Annotated in this window: 16 protein-coding genes and 1 pseudogene; 1 reads left to right on the forward strand and 16 read right to left on the reverse strand. The window is 55.2% G+C overall.

From position 1 onward, the window contains the following. Window positions 1-102: 102 nt before the first annotated feature. From LBW89_RS16810 to aroC, 15 genes and pseudogenes are all read right to left on the reverse strand, one after another. Complete coding sequence (locus tag LBW89_RS16810) at window positions 103-702, reverse strand: histidine phosphatase family protein (protein ID WP_148451921.1); 600 nt, start codon at window positions 700-702, stop codon at window positions 103-105. Between the two features lie 110 nt (window positions 703-812). Then, complete coding sequence (locus LBW89_RS16815) at window positions 813-1,412, reverse strand: zf-HC2 domain-containing protein (RefSeq protein ID WP_148451920.1); 600 nt, start codon at window positions 1,410-1,412, stop codon at window positions 813-815. Then, window positions 1,409-2,002 (reverse strand): RNA polymerase sigma factor, encoded by a 594-nt coding sequence (locus LBW89_RS16820; RefSeq protein ID WP_148451919.1) that lies wholly within the window; start codon window positions 2,000-2,002, stop codon window positions 1,409-1,411. Before LBW89_RS16820 ends, LBW89_RS16815 begins: the two co-directional genes overlap by 4 nt. A 254-nt stretch (window positions 2,003-2,256) precedes the next feature. Then, a complete protein-coding gene (locus LBW89_RS16825; RefSeq protein WP_225039593.1) occupies window positions 2,257-3,042 on the reverse strand; it encodes an SDR family NAD(P)-dependent oxidoreductase in 786 nt (261 codons plus the stop codon). Window positions 3,043-3,477: 435 nt separating this feature from the next. Then, window positions 3,478-4,566, reverse strand: coding sequence for a prephenate dehydrogenase (locus LBW89_RS16830; protein WP_213504766.1), 1,089 nt, complete (start codon window positions 4,564-4,566; stop codon window positions 3,478-3,480). 45 nt (window positions 4,567-4,611) lie between these two features. Further along, window positions 4,612-5,709: a histidinol-phosphate transaminase gene (gene hisC / locus LBW89_RS16835; RefSeq protein ID WP_225039596.1), complete on the reverse strand. Its 1,098-nt coding sequence runs from the start codon at window positions 5,707-5,709 to the stop codon at window positions 4,612-4,614. A gap of 47 nt (window positions 5,710-5,756) precedes the next feature. After that, window positions 5,757-6,587, reverse strand: a complete 831-nt coding sequence (gene trpA, locus LBW89_RS16840; protein WP_225039598.1) for a tryptophan synthase subunit alpha — start codon at window positions 6,585-6,587, stop codon at window positions 5,757-5,759. Further along, window positions 6,584-7,795: a tryptophan synthase subunit beta gene (gene trpB, locus LBW89_RS16845; protein WP_225039664.1), complete on the reverse strand. Its 1,212-nt coding sequence runs from the start codon at window positions 7,793-7,795 to the stop codon at window positions 6,584-6,586. Before trpB ends, trpA begins: the two co-directional genes overlap by 4 nt. Window positions 7,796-7,822: 27 nt before the next feature. Continuing rightward, window positions 7,823-8,461: pseudogene (locus tag LBW89_RS16850) on the reverse strand (phosphoribosylanthranilate isomerase); the annotation flags it as partial. A 1-nt stretch (window position 8,462) separates the two neighbouring features. Next, window positions 8,463-9,296: an indole-3-glycerol phosphate synthase TrpC gene (gene trpC / locus LBW89_RS16855; RefSeq protein ID WP_225039600.1), complete on the reverse strand. Its 834-nt coding sequence runs from the start codon at window positions 9,294-9,296 to the stop codon at window positions 8,463-8,465. Beyond that, window positions 9,286-10,341, reverse strand: coding sequence for an anthranilate phosphoribosyltransferase (gene trpD, locus LBW89_RS16860; protein ID WP_225039666.1), 1,056 nt, complete (start codon window positions 10,339-10,341; stop codon window positions 9,286-9,288). The genes trpC and trpD overlap by 11 nt, the downstream gene beginning before the upstream one ends. 22 nt (window positions 10,342-10,363) lie before the next feature. Further along, window positions 10,364-11,926 (reverse strand): anthranilate synthase component I, encoded by a 1,563-nt coding sequence (gene trpE, locus LBW89_RS16865; protein ID WP_225039602.1) that lies wholly within the window; start codon window positions 11,924-11,926, stop codon window positions 10,364-10,366. A 458-nt stretch (window positions 11,927-12,384) separates the two neighbouring features. Then, complete coding sequence (gene aroH, locus LBW89_RS16870) at window positions 12,385-12,759, reverse strand: chorismate mutase (RefSeq protein ID WP_225039604.1); 375 nt, start codon at window positions 12,757-12,759, stop codon at window positions 12,385-12,387. After that, window positions 12,752-13,855 (reverse strand): 3-dehydroquinate synthase, encoded by a 1,104-nt coding sequence (aroB, locus tag LBW89_RS16875; protein WP_148451912.1) that lies wholly within the window; start codon window positions 13,853-13,855, stop codon window positions 12,752-12,754. The genes aroH and aroB overlap by 8 nt, the downstream gene beginning before the upstream one ends. Beyond that, a complete protein-coding gene (gene aroC / locus LBW89_RS16880) occupies window positions 13,855-15,024 on the reverse strand; it encodes a chorismate synthase (RefSeq protein ID WP_213504569.1) in 1,170 nt (389 codons plus the stop codon). The genes aroB and aroC overlap by 1 nt, the downstream gene beginning before the upstream one ends. A 259-nt stretch (window positions 15,025-15,283) precedes the next feature. Here aroC and LBW89_RS16885 point away from each other — a divergent pair, with 259 nt between their 5' ends. Continuing rightward, a complete protein-coding gene (locus LBW89_RS16885) occupies window positions 15,284-15,577 on the forward strand; it encodes a phosphatidylinositol kinase (protein WP_225039605.1) in 294 nt (97 codons plus the stop codon). Window positions 15,578-15,690: 113 nt separating this feature from the next. On the opposite strand, the gene LBW89_RS16890 is transcribed toward LBW89_RS16885, so the two are convergent. Then, window positions 15,691-15,861 carry a hypothetical protein gene (locus LBW89_RS16890; protein ID WP_170287075.1) on the reverse strand — a complete coding sequence of 57 codons (171 nt, stop codon included), beginning with the start codon at window positions 15,859-15,861 and terminating at the stop codon, window positions 15,691-15,693. Window positions 15,862-15,912: the final 51 nt, after the last annotated feature.

The raw sequence follows: 15,912 nt of genomic DNA on the forward strand, positions 1-15,912 counted from the left end.
ACCGCCTCGCCGTTTTACTACCATTATGGGATTTTTTTCAACATTTATTCCGTAGAGGATAAAAAAAAGCAACCCGGAATCTTCCGGATTGCCCGATATGACCTATTTCATTTCCTCTATGATCTCTTCCAAATGCCGGAGGCAATTATAGAGACGCAAATCCCAACTCGTTTCGTTCTTTTCCAGGATGGTCAACGATAAGTTGCCGATTCTTTCCGTACATTGGTCCTGATACAACGCCGCGAACAATTGGGCGAGCAGCCCGCCATGACTGACCACAAGCACATTTTGATCTCCGTAACGTTCCCCGAGTTCGCTTAAGAACGAGAGCGCACGCTGCCGAATCGCCTCGATTTTCTCCTGGCCCAGCTCCTGAAGATCCCAGTCCTTGCCCCATTTAGACTCTCGCTCCAAGGCGGTCAACCCCTCCGCTTGCCCGAATGACCTTTCCATGATCCGCGGATCGGGTTCATAAAGGGGTATACCCAGGCGATTGGCGATAATCTCGCCCGTTTCTTCGGCTCGCTTAAGCCCGCTCGTAATGACGAAATCCCACCGGATTCCTTTGTCCTCCTTCAAACGCTCAGCCAACCGGACCGCTTGTCTCCGCCCCTCATCGTTCAGCGGGATATCGCTCTGCCCCTGAATTCTCCCTGCCGCGTTCCAATCCGTAAGTCCGTGGCGGATCAATCCAACTAGCATGGTTCCCCCTCCTTGGTCAGTAATGATCTAGTGTATATCATATTATATCATTCAAACAACAAAACGCCTCATCCGATTAAAAATTCGGAAGAAGCGTTAGTTGAAAACGGTCATCTTCGGGACCGCCTGATTCCCTTCCAGGACACCAGGGCAAGCACCATTCCGGCCATGGACAGCAGCATCCAGTATTGCGGATAAGCCGGTCCCAGTTGAACGACAAACGGTTCGACAACCCCGCGGGAGACGCTGGGCAGCTCAAAGGTGAAATCCTCCGGAATTTCCGTATCCGTTGTGACCACGGCCGCAGGGACGATGCCGGTAGCCGGTTTGTTGGCTTCCTTCTTCTCCATGGTACCGCCGATAAAGAACAATAAGGTACTCACAAGGAAGACGGCCAGAAAACAAGCCGACCAAAGGGTTACGCGGCGGCGGATCCGCCGGGAATAGTCTTTATCCCGGATGTCGGGCGCAAGCCAAGGCGACTCCGCATAGATACGGTCCATTACCCGGCGGTTGACGGCCTCCGCTTCTTCCTCGCTGACTTCGATAGGCAGGGCCTGAACGGCGTCTAGGCTTTCTGTCCAAATCTGATATTCTGCCGCGCAGGACTCGCAGCCCAAAATATGCCATTCCAGCATTTTGCGCTGTGGATGATGCTCCGGCAAATCGGGCATCACACCGAACAATTCTTGGGCCTCTTTACAATTCATCTGCTTTTCATCCCCTCGTAATGCTCGTAAATCGGTTCGTAAAAGTAGGGTTCAAGCTGACTCTTTACGCTACTCCGCGCCCGGAACAAAAGGGATTTCACCGCGCTTACGCTCTGTCCGAGAATCGTCGCGATTTCCTGATAGTCCAACTGGTCGTATTCGCGCAAAATTAAAGCGGAACGCTGTTTCTCCGGAAGATTGTTAATCGCTTCGCGGACCTTGCCGACCTTCTCGCTCCGGAGAACGGCCTGCTCCGGCACAACATCGCCCGGCGCAACCGGGACGATTCCGCTCTCTTCCAAAGGAACATTGGCGCCACGCTGCTTGCGCAGCTCGCTGAGCACCGTATTTCTGGCAATGGTATAAAGCCAGGTCGAAAAGGAAGCATCCACTTCCCGAAAGGAATGCAAGCTGCGAAATGCTTTATAGAACGTTTCCGAGCATATATCTTCTGCGAGCAGCTCCAGGTGGGCGCTCTTCAACATGTGGTAGACAAAGGCCAATATTTTACGCTGGTAGCGTCTCATCAACTCCGAGTACAGCTCCGTATTGCCTTCCTTAATTTCACGAATCATTTGGGAATCCGTCATCTGAGTGCGATCCTCCTCGCCCATCCATACGCTTTCCCCGTTCGATCCTACACACATTATTACCGAACGGAAAGAAAAAAGTTGCGCTGCTTATGTAACAAATTCAATAAATTCAAGAGTCACGACAAAGTTATAATCAAAACGCCATTACTTTTTAACAATCAACGACTAGTATATCATGAAATCTGGAAAAATTAAAAAAACTCATGACCTTCCCGAATCCAAAGAAGCTTCCGCCTTGATTCGCATTCGCTTTAAAGAGCGGCCGAAAGCCCTCCGTCGATATTGACCGCGGTACCGGTAATATACGAGGCCGCCTGCGAAACCAGAAAGGCGATGGCATTGGCAGCTTCCTGGGCTTCCCCGATCCGGCCGAGCGGAATTCCGTGCCTCGGATCGCGCGCAAATTCCTCCCACGACAGCTCGGGCGCAACGCTCTTCCATTTCCGTTCGATTTGCGCGCTGTGAATCAGACCGATGCATACCGCGTTGACGCGTATCCCGTCCCCCGCCAGATCCTTGCTCATCGCTTTGGTCAAAGCCAAACCGGCCGCACGGCTTACCGAGGTCGGCAGGGACGACGCGCCCGGCGACTTTCCGCCGACGGAAGTGACATTAACAATCGCACCGCCCCCCTGGGCTTGGCGAAGGTAAGGCAGGGCAAACTTGGAAAAATGGACGGCCGCAAACAGCTTGAGATCCAAATCCGCCGTCCAGTCCGCCGTATCGACCTCGTGGAAAGGCCGGGCCGCCGAGGTCCCCGCATTGTTGACCAGGATATCCAGGCCGCCGAGACCGTCCACGGTCGTTTCGACCGCCTTCTCCGCTTCCTGCTTGTGTGAAACGTCCGCGGATATCCAGAGCGGAACCTTACCCGTCCGCTCCTTGATCAATTGCGCGGCGCTTTTCAGCCCTTCCGGATCTCTCGCCACGATCGCCACCTCGGCCCCTTCGGAAGCCAACGTCAGCGCCGTGGCCAACCCGATCCCTTTGCTGCCCCCCGTAACGATTGCTTTCTTGCCCTTTAAACCGAGATCCATATTTCGGAACCCCCTTAGTAACTATGTAAAATGTCCGTATCATCCGCTCTTAGCATATTCGGACTTTCAAACATTGTTAACCCAAATCATGATCAGCCTTCAACTTCACAGCTTCTCCTAAATGATAACAAAAAATAGGGAATCTTACCACGAGCTACCCGTCATCCTTCATATATATGCATAGACGAACGCTCTTGGCTTTAGGTTGCAGCACATCGCAATCTCGTGCCAAATAAATCGCCCATCCCTAAAAAAGAACAAAAAAAAGGCCGCTGATCGCGGCCCATTGCTCATTTTCAGAGCAATACAGTTATTGGATAGGAGTGGAGAGAAACCATACTGTACTTTTATTATATGTATCCGTTTTCATTCTGTCAACACTTTTTTTAAGCGTTTACATGATACGGTTAGGAAGAGGGTTTCCCCCTCCAAATTTCAAACGTAAACCGTATACCCCAGCGTAAGCAAATGGTCTTTGGCCCGTTCCATCTCCGCTTCTTGACGGAACGACAGCCGCAGCACGCCCGGCACATCCTCCCGGCTTTCGATAATTTGCATATTACTCAAATTGATTTGATTGACGCCGAGCTGGGTGGCGATCTGTCCGATGATTCCAGGATGATCGGGAACGTCGATGTGCAAATCAAACAAAGATGTAATCGCCCCCTTGCGCCGTTCCGGCAATTCGCCGCGGAACTGGTTGGCTTTTTCAAAAGCTTGCTTGATCCCGTCCCCGTCCTGCGCTTCAAGCAGCCGGATAAAGCCGGCGATTTCCTCGTTCCAATCCCGTAGCAGCGATAGCAGCACCTCTTGGTTGCTGAGGAGAATATCCCTCCAGATCAGGGGATCGCTCGAAGCGATGCGCGTAATATCGCGGAATCCCCCGGCGGCCAGCGTCCGGTACAGCCCGTTATCGGCGTTATAATCGCACACCTGGTTCACCAGCGCCACAGCGATAATGTGGGGAAGATGGCTAATCGCCCCGACGATCCGGTCGTGCATGACCGCGTCGACGCGTACGATTTGCGCCCGGGTATGGGCAAGTAACCGTTCCAGCCGCAAGTAGGCCTCTTCCGGAACGTCGGGAGACGGCGTCAGGACGTAATAGGCGTTTTCGAACAGCAAAGTCGACGCCGCATCCACCCCGGAGCGCTCCGATCCCGCCATAGGATGTCCACCGATAAAATATACGCCCGAAGCGGACAAGCTCCGTGCGCGCTCCGTGACGGAAGCCTTCGTACTGCCGACATCCGTGATGATGCAGCCCGGCTTTAAAGGCAGGGCGTACAGCTTCTCCAGATATTCTTCCAAATTTCCGACCGGGACGCATAAAAATATAAAATCGGCGTCGGCGGCCGCTTCCTCCATGGAAAGGGTAGCGGCATCCACGACCCCGCGTTCGATCATCCGGTTTAGGGAACCGGGGCGATGGCTGTGTCCGACGACGGTGATGCCGGGCTTGCCTTTAAGGCAAAGCCCCAGCGATCCGCCGATTAAGCCAACGCCGAAGATAGCAACTTTCATCGTCATATGCATTCACTCGATTTCTGATTTTATAGTCGGCAAGCGCTAGACTCCGGCCTTCTGCGCGGAGAGAACTCGCTCCAAAGCTGCGATAAATTTGGCGTTCTGTTCGGAGGATCCCACCGTAACCCGAATATGCTCCGGATATTTCCCGAACCCGGCGCGAACGATAATGCCCAGCTTCAGCAGCGATTGGAACATCTCCGTCGCCGGCATTTTGACATCCACCATGATGAAATTGCCGTGTGCCGGAAAATGGGACAAATTCAGCCGTTCAAATTGCCCGGTGAGGTATTGAATCCCTTCGCTGTTTCTGCTCCGGCATTCTGCGACAAAGCTGTCGTCGCCCAGGGAAGCCAGCGCGGCCGCCTGACCGATCCGGGACGTATTAAACGGTTCGCGAACCTGATTAATCAACTTAACTACGTTCGGCTGCCCGATTCCGTAGCCTATCCGCAGCGAGGCCAGCCCGTAAATTTTGGAGAAGGTCCGGAGCACGATCAGGTTCGGATATTTCGGCAGCAGCTTAACTCCATTCGTATACGAAGGATCGGTGACATATTCGGCATAAGCTTCATCCAGAACAACCAGCACATGTCCCGGAACCCGGTCCAGGAAGGAGATTAAAGCGTCATTGGAAACGATCGTTCCCGTCGGATTGTTCGGATTGCAGACCCAGACAATTTTCGTCTTATCGCCGATTTTATCCAACATGCCTTCCAGATCATGAGCGCCATCCTTCAACGGCACTTCGATGCTGACCGCTCCTTCGATATCGGCGTTCGTCTTGTACACCGAAAACGTCTGATCCGCCATGACGGTCTCATCGCCCCGCACGATAAAAGCGCGGGTAATCAGCGCGATAATTTCATCGGACCCGCATCCGAAGATCAGCTGATCCCGGTCCACTCCGTGATAAGCCGCCAAAGCCTCTCTCAATTCGGCGGCGCTGCCGTCCGGGTAAAGGCTGATTTGGGACAGCTCCGCTTCGATCGCCTGGCGGACGCGCGGCGAGCAGCCGAAGGGATTCTCGTTCGATGCGAGCTTGATCACTTCCGTCAAACCCAGCTCACGCTTTACTTCTTCAATCGGTTTGCCCGGCTGGTACACCGGTAAGTCCACGATGTTCGGTTTTGGCTGCATGTAATACCTTCCTCTCTCAGGCAAAATCGGGTACAGCACCCATTTCGCTAGTCTTTTATGTTTAATTGTGCCACAAAGTCGCGGATTTGCAACAAGCCCTGTTCTCGGGTGGCCTCATTTTTCAGAAGAGGCAAGCTCTCTTCGATCTTGCGGACGATGGCGCTTCCGACGACGACCCCATCGCAGAGTTCCGAGAAACGAAGCACCTGTTCGCGATTGGAGATCCCGAAGCCGACGGCGACCGGCAAATCGGTCTGCGCTTTGACCGAAGCGATAAATTCGTCCACCTGCCGGTGAAAAGTGCTCCGCTCTCCGGTAACGCCGAGCGAGGATACACAGTAAATAAAACCTCTGGCCCGGAACAAAATCTTCGCGATCCGGCTTTCCGATGTCGGAGCGACCAGCGGGACAAGCTGAACGCCGGCCGCGTCGGCCAGCTTCAAGGCCTCTTCGGCCTCCTCATAAGGAAGATCGGGAATAATAACGCCGCTGATTCCGGCTTCCTGCAGCAGCGGGAAGAACCGCTCCAAACCTGTCTGAAGCACCGGATTGTAATACGTGAAAAGAACGAACGGCATCTTGACGCCGCGCTCCCTGGCTTTGCGCGCCGTGTCGATGCAGGTCTCCACCGTAATCCGGCGGACCAGCGCCCGCTCCGAAGCCCGCTGGATCACGGGGCCGTCGGCCAGCGGATCGGAATACGGAACGCCGAGCTCCAATATATCGGCTCCCGCCCGCTCCAGTTCAACGATAATATCGACCGTGGTGTCGGGATCGGGATCGCCCACCGTTATAAACGGGATAAGCGCGGTTTTCCCGGCGGCCTTTAGGTCGGCGAATGTCTTATCCATCAGATTGACCGTTGTAGCGCCGCTCATAGCTCGGCCCCTCCTTCCGTGTACGCCATGATCGACTCGACATCCTTGTCTCCGCGGCCGGAGAGGCAGATGACGACGATCTCGTCCCGGCTCATGCCCGGCGCCAGTTTAACCGCCTGCGCCACCGCATGCGCGGATTCCAAGGCGGGAATGATCCCCTCCAGCCGGCTTAAGAGCTGCAGCGCGTCGAGCGCTTCCCTGTCGGTAATCGGATAATATTGCGCGCGCTCGATATCCTTGAGATACGAATGCTCCGGCCCGATCCCCGGATAGTCTAACCCTGCCGAAATGGAATGCGCGGGCAGAACCTGACCGAAGGCGTCCTGCAGCAAATAGCTCATGCTTCCCTGGAATACGCCCTTCGTGCCCTTGGTCATCGTGGCCGCGTGGAACTCCGTGTCAACGCCTCTGCCCGCCGCTTCCACACCGACAAGCTTCACGCTTTCATCCCCCACGAAAGGATAGAACATCCCGATCGCGTTGCTGCCGCCGCCGACGGCGGCGATCAGCATATCGGGCAGCCGCCCTTCCGTCTCGAGGATTTGCCGGCGTGTTTCATCGCCGATGATCCGCTGGAAATTGCGGACCATCATCGGGTAAGGATGAGGTCCCGTCGCGGAGCCGAGAATATAAAATGTATCCTGAACATGGCTAACCCAATAGCGGAGCGCCTCATTGCAAGCGTCCTTCAGCGTCCGCGTACCGGAAAGAACCGGAACGACCTCGGCGCCGAGCAGCTTCATCCGGAATACGTTCAGCTGCTGACGCTTCGTATCCTCCTCGCCCATAAACACCTTGCACTCAAGGCCAAGCAGCGCGGCTACCGTGGCTGTCGCCACCCCGTGCTGACCGGCACCGGTTTCGGCAATCACCTTTCGCTTGCCCATGCGTTTGGCCAAAATCCCCTGCCCGATCGCATTGTTGATTTTGTGCGCCCCCGTATGGTTCAGATCCTCGCGCTTCAGGTAAATCTTGGCCCCGCCCAAATGCTCGGACAGCCGCTCCGCGTAATACAGCGGCGTTTCTCTGCCGGAATATTGTTTAAGCAAATAGGCGATCTCCTCCCGAAATTCAGGATCGTCCTGAAATTTGCGGTAGGATTCCTCGAGTTCGATCAAGGCGTTCATCAGCGTTTCCGGCACATAACGGCCGCCGAAAGGACCGAAGCGGCCGTGCTCATCCGGTACCTGCTTATTCTCTTGCGTCATGTTCCCCTTCACCCTTTCCACAAATGCCGCGATTTTCACGGGGTCTTTGACGCCTTCGCTTTCTACCCCGCTGGAGACGTCAACGCCGTCGGGCTCCATTTCCGCAATAGCGTCCCGGACATTCTCCGGGTGCAAACCTCCGGCCGCCAGGAACAAGATCCCGCGTTCTCTCGCCCAATCCCGGTAATAGGCGGCATACTCCCAAGCGAAAGCCGTCCCCGAACCGCCCCCATAACGGGGGTCGTAAGTATCCAGTAAAATTCCGTCGATAACGCCTTCATAGGCTTCCAAAGAAAGTTCTCCGTGCAGAATCCCGTCCGGTTTGACGGAAAACGCTTTGAACACCTTTACGCCAAAACGCCGTTTGACTTCCCCGCAAAACTCCGGAGCTTCCGTTCCATGCAGCTGAACCACATCCAAACGGGCTTCGGACAATACTTCTTCAAGCTCCTCCAGCGTCGGATTGACAAATACGCCAACGGTCTCCGGAACCTTGCCGTTCCCGAGGCTGTTCAGCGCAGCGGTCAACTCGGCGGCCTTGGCCGGACTGACCTTTCTGCGGCTCTCCGCAAATACGTAGCCGATGAAATCCACCGGCAAGTTTATCATAGATTTTAGCACTTCAACGCTTTGAAGTCCACAAATTTTTACGGCCGTGTGTCCCATTTCAGATCCTGCTCCCTTCGGTGCGGGGCGAACCCGACAAGGTCCCGCCAAGCGGGCCCAACAATTCGAACACCGCTTCGTCCACTCGTTCCCGCCGCATAAAAGTTTCACCGATCAGCACGCCGCGTGCCCCGGCTCCCGACAAATAAGCGATATCCTCCCGGGTTCGAATTCCGCTTTCGCTGATCAGCGTAATGTTGGCGGGTACGCGTTCCGATAGAGAAGCCGTGGTCTCCAATGAAGTTTCGAAGGTCCGCAGGTTCCGGTTATTTACCCCGATCAGGGTGGTGGACCCGAATTCCAGGGCTCGTTCCAACTCCGCTTGATCATGGACCTCCAGCAGGACATCGAGCCCAAGGTCCTTCGCCAAGACGGAATAACTGGCGAGCTGATCATCCGTCAGAATGGCGGCGATCAGCAGTACAGCGTCCGCGCCCATTAACCGCGCTTCGTAAACCTGGCGGTCGTCGATAATGAAGTCCTTGCGGAGCAGCGGTACGTCAACCGCTTCGCGAATGGCGGACAAATAGGCGGCGCTACCCTGAAAATACGTTTCGTCCGTCAGCACCGAAATGCAGTCGGCCCCGGCGCTGACGTAAGCGTCGGCCAGGCTGACCGGGTGAAAATCCGGACGGATCAATCCTTTGGACGGCGAGGCTTTCTTCACCTCGGCGATCAACCCGATCTCCCGCTTCCGCCGCCGCATCAAGGCGTCATGAAAGCCCCGGGTCGGCGGCAGCGCCGCAATGTCCCGCTCCGCCGCGGACCGTGACAAGCTTGCCGCCAAGCGTTCGACCTCTTTTCTTTTCGTCTCTACAATGCGATCAAGATACATAGCTCAATTCTCCCGTCGTCTGAATTAATTGCTCCAACTTCGTCATCGCCCGTCCGGAATCAATCGACTCCGCCGCAATTTTTACGCCTTCGGCCATACTGTCCGCCAGGCCCGAAACGTAAATACATGCCCCGGCGTTTGCCAGTACAACGTCGCGGTAGGCCCCTTTCTCACCTTCCAGCACGCGGCGGATAATCTCAGCGTTCGTCGCCGGATCGCCGCCGATCATTTCGTTCAACGGATAAGTTCTTAAGCCCAGATCCTCGGGCCGCAATTCATAGGTCGTAATCACGCCGTTTTTGAGTTCGGACACCTTGGTCGGCGATGAAATGCTGATCTCATCCAAACCTTCGCGGCTTGTCACGACCAACGCCCGCTTGGAGCCCAATTCGTTAAGCACCTTGGCGATCGTCTCGGTTTTGCCCGCATCATAGATGCCGAGCACCTGGCGGTCCGCCCCGGCCGGATTCGTCAGCGGCCCCAGCATATTGAAGACAGTTCTCACCCCGAGTTCTTTGCGCGGCGCGGCCGCATGGCGCATCGACGGATGGTAAACCTGCGCGAACAGGAAGCAGATTCCGATTTCATCCAGGCACCGCTTGGCCTGTTCGGCGTTCAAATGAATGTTTACCCCCAGCGACTCCAGCACGTCCGCGCTGCCCGCACGCCCCGAAGCCGAACGGTTGCCGTGCTTGGCGACCCGCACGGAGACCGAAGCCGCCACGATCGCCGAGGTCGTGGAGATGTTGAATTTATGAATCCCCGATCCGCCTGTGCCGCACGTGTCCAATAGTTGGCGGCTTTCCGTTTGCAAACGGCTCGCATGGCTTCTCATCGCTTCCGCAAAACCGGTGATCTCCTCGACCGTCTCCCCTTTGATCCGGAGAGCGGTCAACAATCCTCCGATCTGGGCGGGCGTCGATTCACCTTTCATGATCGCCTCCATAATGCCGCGGGCTTCCGTACGCTCCAGATTCCGGCCTTCAATGAGACGGCCGATCCCGTACTGCACCGCTTCCTGTCCGCTCCGCGTCCCGTCCATCATTCCGTTCATGATTGTTTCCTCCTTATCCCCGCGGGGTGTATTCGTAAAGATAATCCTGGTTAATCACGCCGTCGTTCCGGGCCGGCGACGGAAACATCTGCTCCGCCGTGCGGATCGCCGTCAGCAGCGCCTTGGCCTTGTTTACCGATTCCTGGTATTCGTTTTCCGGTACGGAATCCCATACGATGCCCCCGCCCGCCTGAACGTAGGCTTTTCCTTGCTTAAACACTATCGTCCGAATCGTAATGCAGGAGTCCATGTTCCCGGAAAAGCCCAGATACCCGATGGCTCCGGCATAAGTTCCCCGCGCTTCATTCTCCAGCTCGGCGATGATCTCCATCGCCCGCAGTTTGGGCGCACCGGATACAGTCCCCGCCGGCAGACAGGACAGAAAGGCGTCGAAGAAATCTTTGTCCTCCGCAAGCTTGCCGGAAACCTTGGAGACCATATGCATGACATGGGAGTACCGTTCAATTTCCATGTACGAATCGCATTTGACCGTACCGAATTCCGAAACGCGGCCTAGATCATTGCGGCCCAAATCCACCAGCATCAAATGCTCCGCCCGCTCTTTCTCATCTTGCAGCAGCTCCGCTTCCAGAGCGTCATCCTCCTCGCCCGTCGCGCCTCGCGGCCGGGTGCCGGCGATCGGCCTCGTCTCCACTCGGTCGCCCTCCACCTTGACCAAAGCTTCCGGCGAGGTACCGACGATGATTTCATCGTCCATTTTGAGGTAATACATATACGGCGAAGGATTCAACGTGCGCAGCACGCGGTACACATGAAGCGGGTCCACCTCGGTTTCGATGTGAAAGCGCTGGGACAGCACCACCTGAAAAATGTCGCCCGCTCGGATATACTCTTTCCCCTTCTCCACGTTGGCCAAAAATTGCTCCTTCGTCAGGTTGGAGCGCACATCGCCGAGATCCACGTTCCCTGGAATGGGGGTGCGGTTGAAGTTTTCTCCGGGACCTTCCTGCTGCAGGAGATCCGCCGCTTCGTCCAGCTTCTTTTCCGCCGCCTCGTACGCCTTGCGGATATCCTCGTCCCGGTCACCCTCACGGATATGCACATTGGCCACCAGCATGATCCGCTGCTTGACGTGGTCGAAGACGATGACCTGGTCGCAAAACATAAACTGCATATCCTGCATCCCGAGATCATCCACCCGATGGGCCGGAAGCTTTTCATAGTACTGCAAAAGGTCATAACCGAAAAATCCGATCGCCCCCCCGGTAAAGGGCGGCATCTCCGGGAGCTTGGGGCTGCGGTAACCGCGGAGCACCGCCTTCAGCTCATCCACGGGCCTCCGGGAAGCGAAGATCTGTTTTTCTCCTTGCCGCTCCATCACCATCTCGCCTTTTTTGGCCGTGATCATCAGAAAAGGATCGGTTCCGATAAAGGAATAGCGGGCCCATTGAATGCCGCCCTCCACGCTTTCAAGTAAAAATGCCCGATCGCGCCGGGCGAACCGCCGGAATATCCGGATCGGTGTCTCCAAATCGGCCAGCAGCGTCCGAACGATCGGAATCAAATTGTAGTCCTTGGCCATGGCGATGACCTGTTCAACGTGGGGAGTCGTCATAATAGCACCCTTCCTTTTCGGCTTTAAAATGAAAAAACATATATTAAAAAAACAAAAAAACCTCTACCTAAGTAGAGGTTTGCTTCCATGCAGTAAAGTTGTAGGAACGGTATTATGGATGCTCCCATGATTCAGGTACACGACTGGCTCATGCGAAATAAACCGAACGCAACCCCGGTGTCCGCTGTGGACTTTCGTGGTGTTTACGAGCGCCTTATCCCTATCGCCATCATACTCTGATCACATCGAAGCAATTCCTCGCTCCAAACTCAACTCGTCTCTGCTCATCTCAGCTCAGCTCTACTCAACTCTAAACATATTGCAATCTTCGTCTCAAACTGCTCTTCTCTTCATCCGAAAGGATGATCTCTTCTCTTCACGACGCTTTCGTGAAAATCTTAAAAATAATATAACGCAACAACGTCCGTCTTGCAACTTCTATTTCGCGAAAGCCCGTCTTAGGACTCCGATCCGCTCAGATCGGGGCGCAAGCTTTGCGCCTCGTTCATGTAAATGTGCTTCATTTCCCGCTGCCCTTTGGTCGTGTTTACATGCAGGAGCAGGCGGATGCATTTCGGCAGCCCGCCCTTCACCGGAATTTCCGTCGAACACATCAAGGGCACCATATCCCAGCCGTTTAAATCCCGGATGGCTTTAGCCGGAAAAGTGGCGTCCAGATCGGGCGTGACGGTGATCCAAACGCTGCAAATATCCTCCGGTACGATTTCGTTCCGTCGAACGACTTCCTGAAGAAGTTCGGCCGTCGCATCCAGAATCTCTTTCTCTTCGTTGCGGTTTACCGTTGTGGCTCCGCGAATTCCCCGGTTATACATGAGGCCCCTCCTTTTTTAATTCCCGAATGACCCGGCGGACCTCCTCCACCTTCACATCCGATACGATTTCCACTTGGCCGATCGCAACCGGAAGCACAAAAACGAGCTGCTGCTCCTTGAACTTCTTGTCATGCATCATCGCGCCGATAATGCGTTCTTCATCCAGATGCTCCGGCATGACCGTCGGCAGCCCGAAGCCGCCAAGCAATCGGACAGTCTCCGCGTACAACGCCCGGTCGGCGCCGCGGTTGACGGCGATCAGCGCCGAAGCCGCCATTCCTATGGAGATCGCTTCCCCGTGCAAAAATTCGCCATACCCGCCGATCGCTTCAAGCGCGTGACCGATCGTATGACCCAAATTCAAAATCGCCCGCAATCCCAGCTCCCGCTCGTCCTGGGACACGACTTGCGCCTTGATCGAGCAGCCCATCGTGAGACCGTAGCTCAATGTCTCGGGATCGAGCGCGAGCAGTCGGTCGGTATTCTCCCCGCACCATGCCGCGAACTCGGCGTCCCAGATCAGACCGTGCTTGACCATCTCGGACAGCCCGGCCCGGATTTCACGTTCGGGCAGCGTCCGAAGGGTATCGACGTCGTACAGGACGAGTTCCGGCTGGTGGAAGGCGCCGATCATGTTCTTCGCGAGCGGATGGTTGATCGCCACCTTGCCGCCCACGCTGCTGTCGTGCGCCAAAATGGTCGTCGGCATCTGGACGAACGGCACGCCGCGCATATAAGTCGCGGCCACGAATCCCGCCAGATCGCCGACCACGCCGCCGCCTAGCGCGACAACGGCGGAGCGCCGGTCCAGGCCGCCTTCGATGGCGGCCGTCATCACATCATGGAATACGTCCAGGGATTTTGCCTTCTCTCCGGCCTTAACGACTTTGCTGACGGTCCGGTAGCCTTCGGCTTGCAGGTTCTCTTCCACCCGCTTCAAATAAAGCGGGGCTACATGGTCGTCCGTAACGATCAGGACCGGGCTTTTCTTGCTCAATTGATGCTTGGCGAAGATCAGGCCCGCTTCGTTTAGCAGGCCGCTGCCGATATATATCGGATAGGACCGGTCCCCCAAATCCACTTGTAGCGTACGCATCAGTAGCTCTCCAACTGAGCCTTGTAGCTCTGCACATTGCGTTCGATTTCCTCGATGGAATCGCCGCCGAATTTCTCCAGGAACGCCTTGGCCACTTCCCAAGCCACCACATGCTCCAGAACGACGCTCGCCGCCGGAACCGCGCAGGCGTCGGAACGTTCCACTTGAGCCGTGAAAGGTTCTTTCGTATCGATATCCACGCTTTGGAGCGGCTTGTACAAGGTCGGGATCGGTTTCATCACACCGCGCACCACGATCGGCATGCCGTTGGTCATACCGCCCTCAAAGCCTCCCAGGCGATTCGTCGCCCGGTAATAGCCCCGTTCCTCGCTGTACAGAATCTCGTCATGGACCTTCGAGCCCGGTAATTTTCCGGCTTCAAAACCGATTCCGATCTCAACGCCCTTAAAAGCGTTGATCGACATTACCGCCTGGGCGATTCTGCCGTCCAGCTTGCGGTCGTACTGCACATGGCTGCCCAATCCCACCGGCACGCCTTCGACGATGCATTCCACGATGCCGCCGATGGAGTCGCCTTCTTCCTTGATTTTGTCGATGTAGGCCTCCATCTTCTTCTCCGTTTCCGGATCGACCACCCGGACGGAGGACTCTTCCGTAAGGCGGGCCATCTCTTCCAAAGACAGATTATGCGGAGGGGCTTCGATTTCCCCGATCCGGATCACCTGACCGGCGATACGGATGCCGAATTTCTCCAGAAGCTGCTTCGCCACCGCACCGACGGCGACGCGAATCGCCGTTTCCCGAGCGCTGGAGCGTTCCAGCACGTTGCGTAAATCTTTGAGGTTATATTTCAATCCGCCGTTCAGATCCGCATGACCCGGGCGCGGCCGGTGAACCCGGCGCTTCTCCTCATCCGTTCCTTCGATGGGCTCGATATTCATAATGTTCCGCCAATGCGTCCAGTCATTGTTGGCGACAACCAGCGCCACCGGCGCGCCGGTCGTATTTCCGTGACGTACGCCGCCGACAATTTGCGCCGTGTCCTTCTCGATTTGCATCCGACGCCCTCGTCCGTATCCCTTCTGGCGGCGGGCCAGTTCAAAATTAAGCTTCTCGAAATCCAGCTTCAAATTGCTGGGCAAACCTTCAATAATCGCCGTAAGCTGGGGACCGTGCGTTTCCCCGGCAGTCAAGTAACGTAATGTCATGATGCGTTCCCCCTTTAAACTGTTAAACTGTAAAGAGCTAAAATCCGATGATTTCTTTGCTCATTATAATATTAGTACTAATGTCTTGTCACGTCCGTATTTTTTCTGGATTTTTAATTGTCCCCCCCAAACGCATGGATCATCCCCCCGTCAACGCTATGAAATTTTTTGACCTATAGGCAGATGCCGCGATCAAAGTAGGTTGTAGTCCATAGACTATTGTCGAGTATATTTTGATTTTAGGAGGTTATCGTTATCCATGGACACCCATTATCAACAAGTCGCAATGAGCTGTATGAATAAATATGTTGGTATAACCACTTCTGACGGCCAGTCTCACGATGGGTTTATTGCACATGTTGACCAAGACTACATTACTCTTGCAATTCCTTCAAACGAAATGATCGGTCATATGAACGGAATGCCCGCCAATGCGTCGACTTATAGACAATTTGGATTCTTCCCAGGCTTTTTTCCACGCCGACGCTTTTTCCGGCAACGCGTACCACTTCGCTTTATTACCGGATTATTTTTGCTTCCGTTTTTCATTTAATCGGGGCACATCCCCCTTCATGAAAAAAACGCGCGCCCCTCCGCTGAACGCGAAAAAACGCACGTTTGATTTAAACTTCGATTTGGGTTGTGGATCGGTTTATTTCCGCGCTATTAGTTTCCCGAGGCCGGCTGGTTATCCAAATGCCGTTTCTCCGTTCCGGTGCCCCCGGGCTGCTCCAGCAGACGCATCAACTGGCCCTTCTCCACGCCAAGAACCTGGGCGCATTCCTGCGGTGTAAGGAAGCCTCGGCGATAGGCGTCGATGACCTTTCTTTTATCCATTCAGCGACCTCCCTAAACCCTGTTGTCAGTCATTATGGGGAAAGTGCCGAA

Origin of the sequence: Paenibacillus sp. alder61, from assembly GCF_020179875.1 — a bacterium.
In the GTDB taxonomy this organism is placed as follows: Bacteria; Bacillota; Bacilli; order Paenibacillales; family Paenibacillaceae; genus Fontibacillus; species Fontibacillus faecis.

Excerpts from the sequence above, each read along its gene's own strand:
- LBW89_RS16810 (WP_148451921.1), bottom strand. The coding sequence starts at position 702 with ATGCTAGTTGGATTGATCCGCCACGGACTTACGGATTGGAACGCGGCA.
- LBW89_RS16815 (WP_148451920.1), bottom strand. The coding sequence starts at position 1,412 with ATGAATTGTAAAGAGGCCCAAGAATTGTTCGGTGTGATGCCCGATTTG.
- LBW89_RS16820 (WP_148451919.1), bottom strand. The coding sequence starts at position 2,002 with ATGACGGATTCCCAAATGATTCGTGAAATTAAGGAAGGCAATACGGAG.
- LBW89_RS16825 (WP_225039593.1), bottom strand. The coding sequence starts at position 3,042 with ATGGATCTCGGTTTAAAGGGCAAGAAAGCAATCGTTACGGGGGGCAGC.
- LBW89_RS16830 (WP_213504766.1), bottom strand. The coding sequence starts at position 4,566 with ATGAAAGTTGCTATCTTCGGCGTTGGCTTAATCGGCGGATCGCTGGGG.
- hisC (WP_225039596.1), bottom strand. The coding sequence starts at position 5,709 with ATGCAGCCAAAACCGAACATCGTGGACTTACCGGTGTACCAGCCGGGC.
- trpA (WP_225039598.1), bottom strand. The coding sequence starts at position 6,587 with ATGAGCGGCGCTACAACGGTCAATCTGATGGATAAGACATTCGCCGAC.
- trpB (WP_225039664.1), bottom strand. The coding sequence starts at position 7,795 with ATGACGCAAGAGAATAAGCAGGTACCGGATGAGCACGGCCGCTTCGGT.
- trpC (WP_225039600.1), bottom strand. The coding sequence starts at position 9,296 with ATGTATCTTGATCGCATTGTAGAGACGAAAAGAAAAGAGGTCGAACGC.
- trpD (WP_225039666.1), bottom strand. The coding sequence starts at position 10,341 with ATGATGGACGGGACGCGGAGCGGACAGGAAGCGGTGCAGTACGGGATC.
- trpE (WP_225039602.1), bottom strand. The coding sequence starts at position 11,926 with ATGACGACTCCCCACGTTGAACAGGTCATCGCCATGGCCAAGGACTAC.
- aroH (WP_225039604.1), bottom strand. The coding sequence starts at position 12,759 with ATGTATAACCGGGGAATTCGCGGAGCCACAACGGTAAACCGCAACGAA.
- aroB (WP_148451912.1), bottom strand. The coding sequence starts at position 13,855 with ATGCGTACGCTACAAGTGGATTTGGGGGACCGGTCCTATCCGATATAT.
- aroC (WP_213504569.1), bottom strand. The coding sequence starts at position 15,024 with ATGACATTACGTTACTTGACTGCCGGGGAAACGCACGGTCCCCAGCTT.
- LBW89_RS16885 (WP_225039605.1), top strand. The coding sequence starts at position 15,284 with ATGGACACCCATTATCAACAAGTCGCAATGAGCTGTATGAATAAATAT.
- LBW89_RS16890 (WP_170287075.1), bottom strand. The coding sequence starts at position 15,861 with ATGGATAAAAGAAAGGTCATCGACGCCTATCGCCGAGGCTTCCTTACA.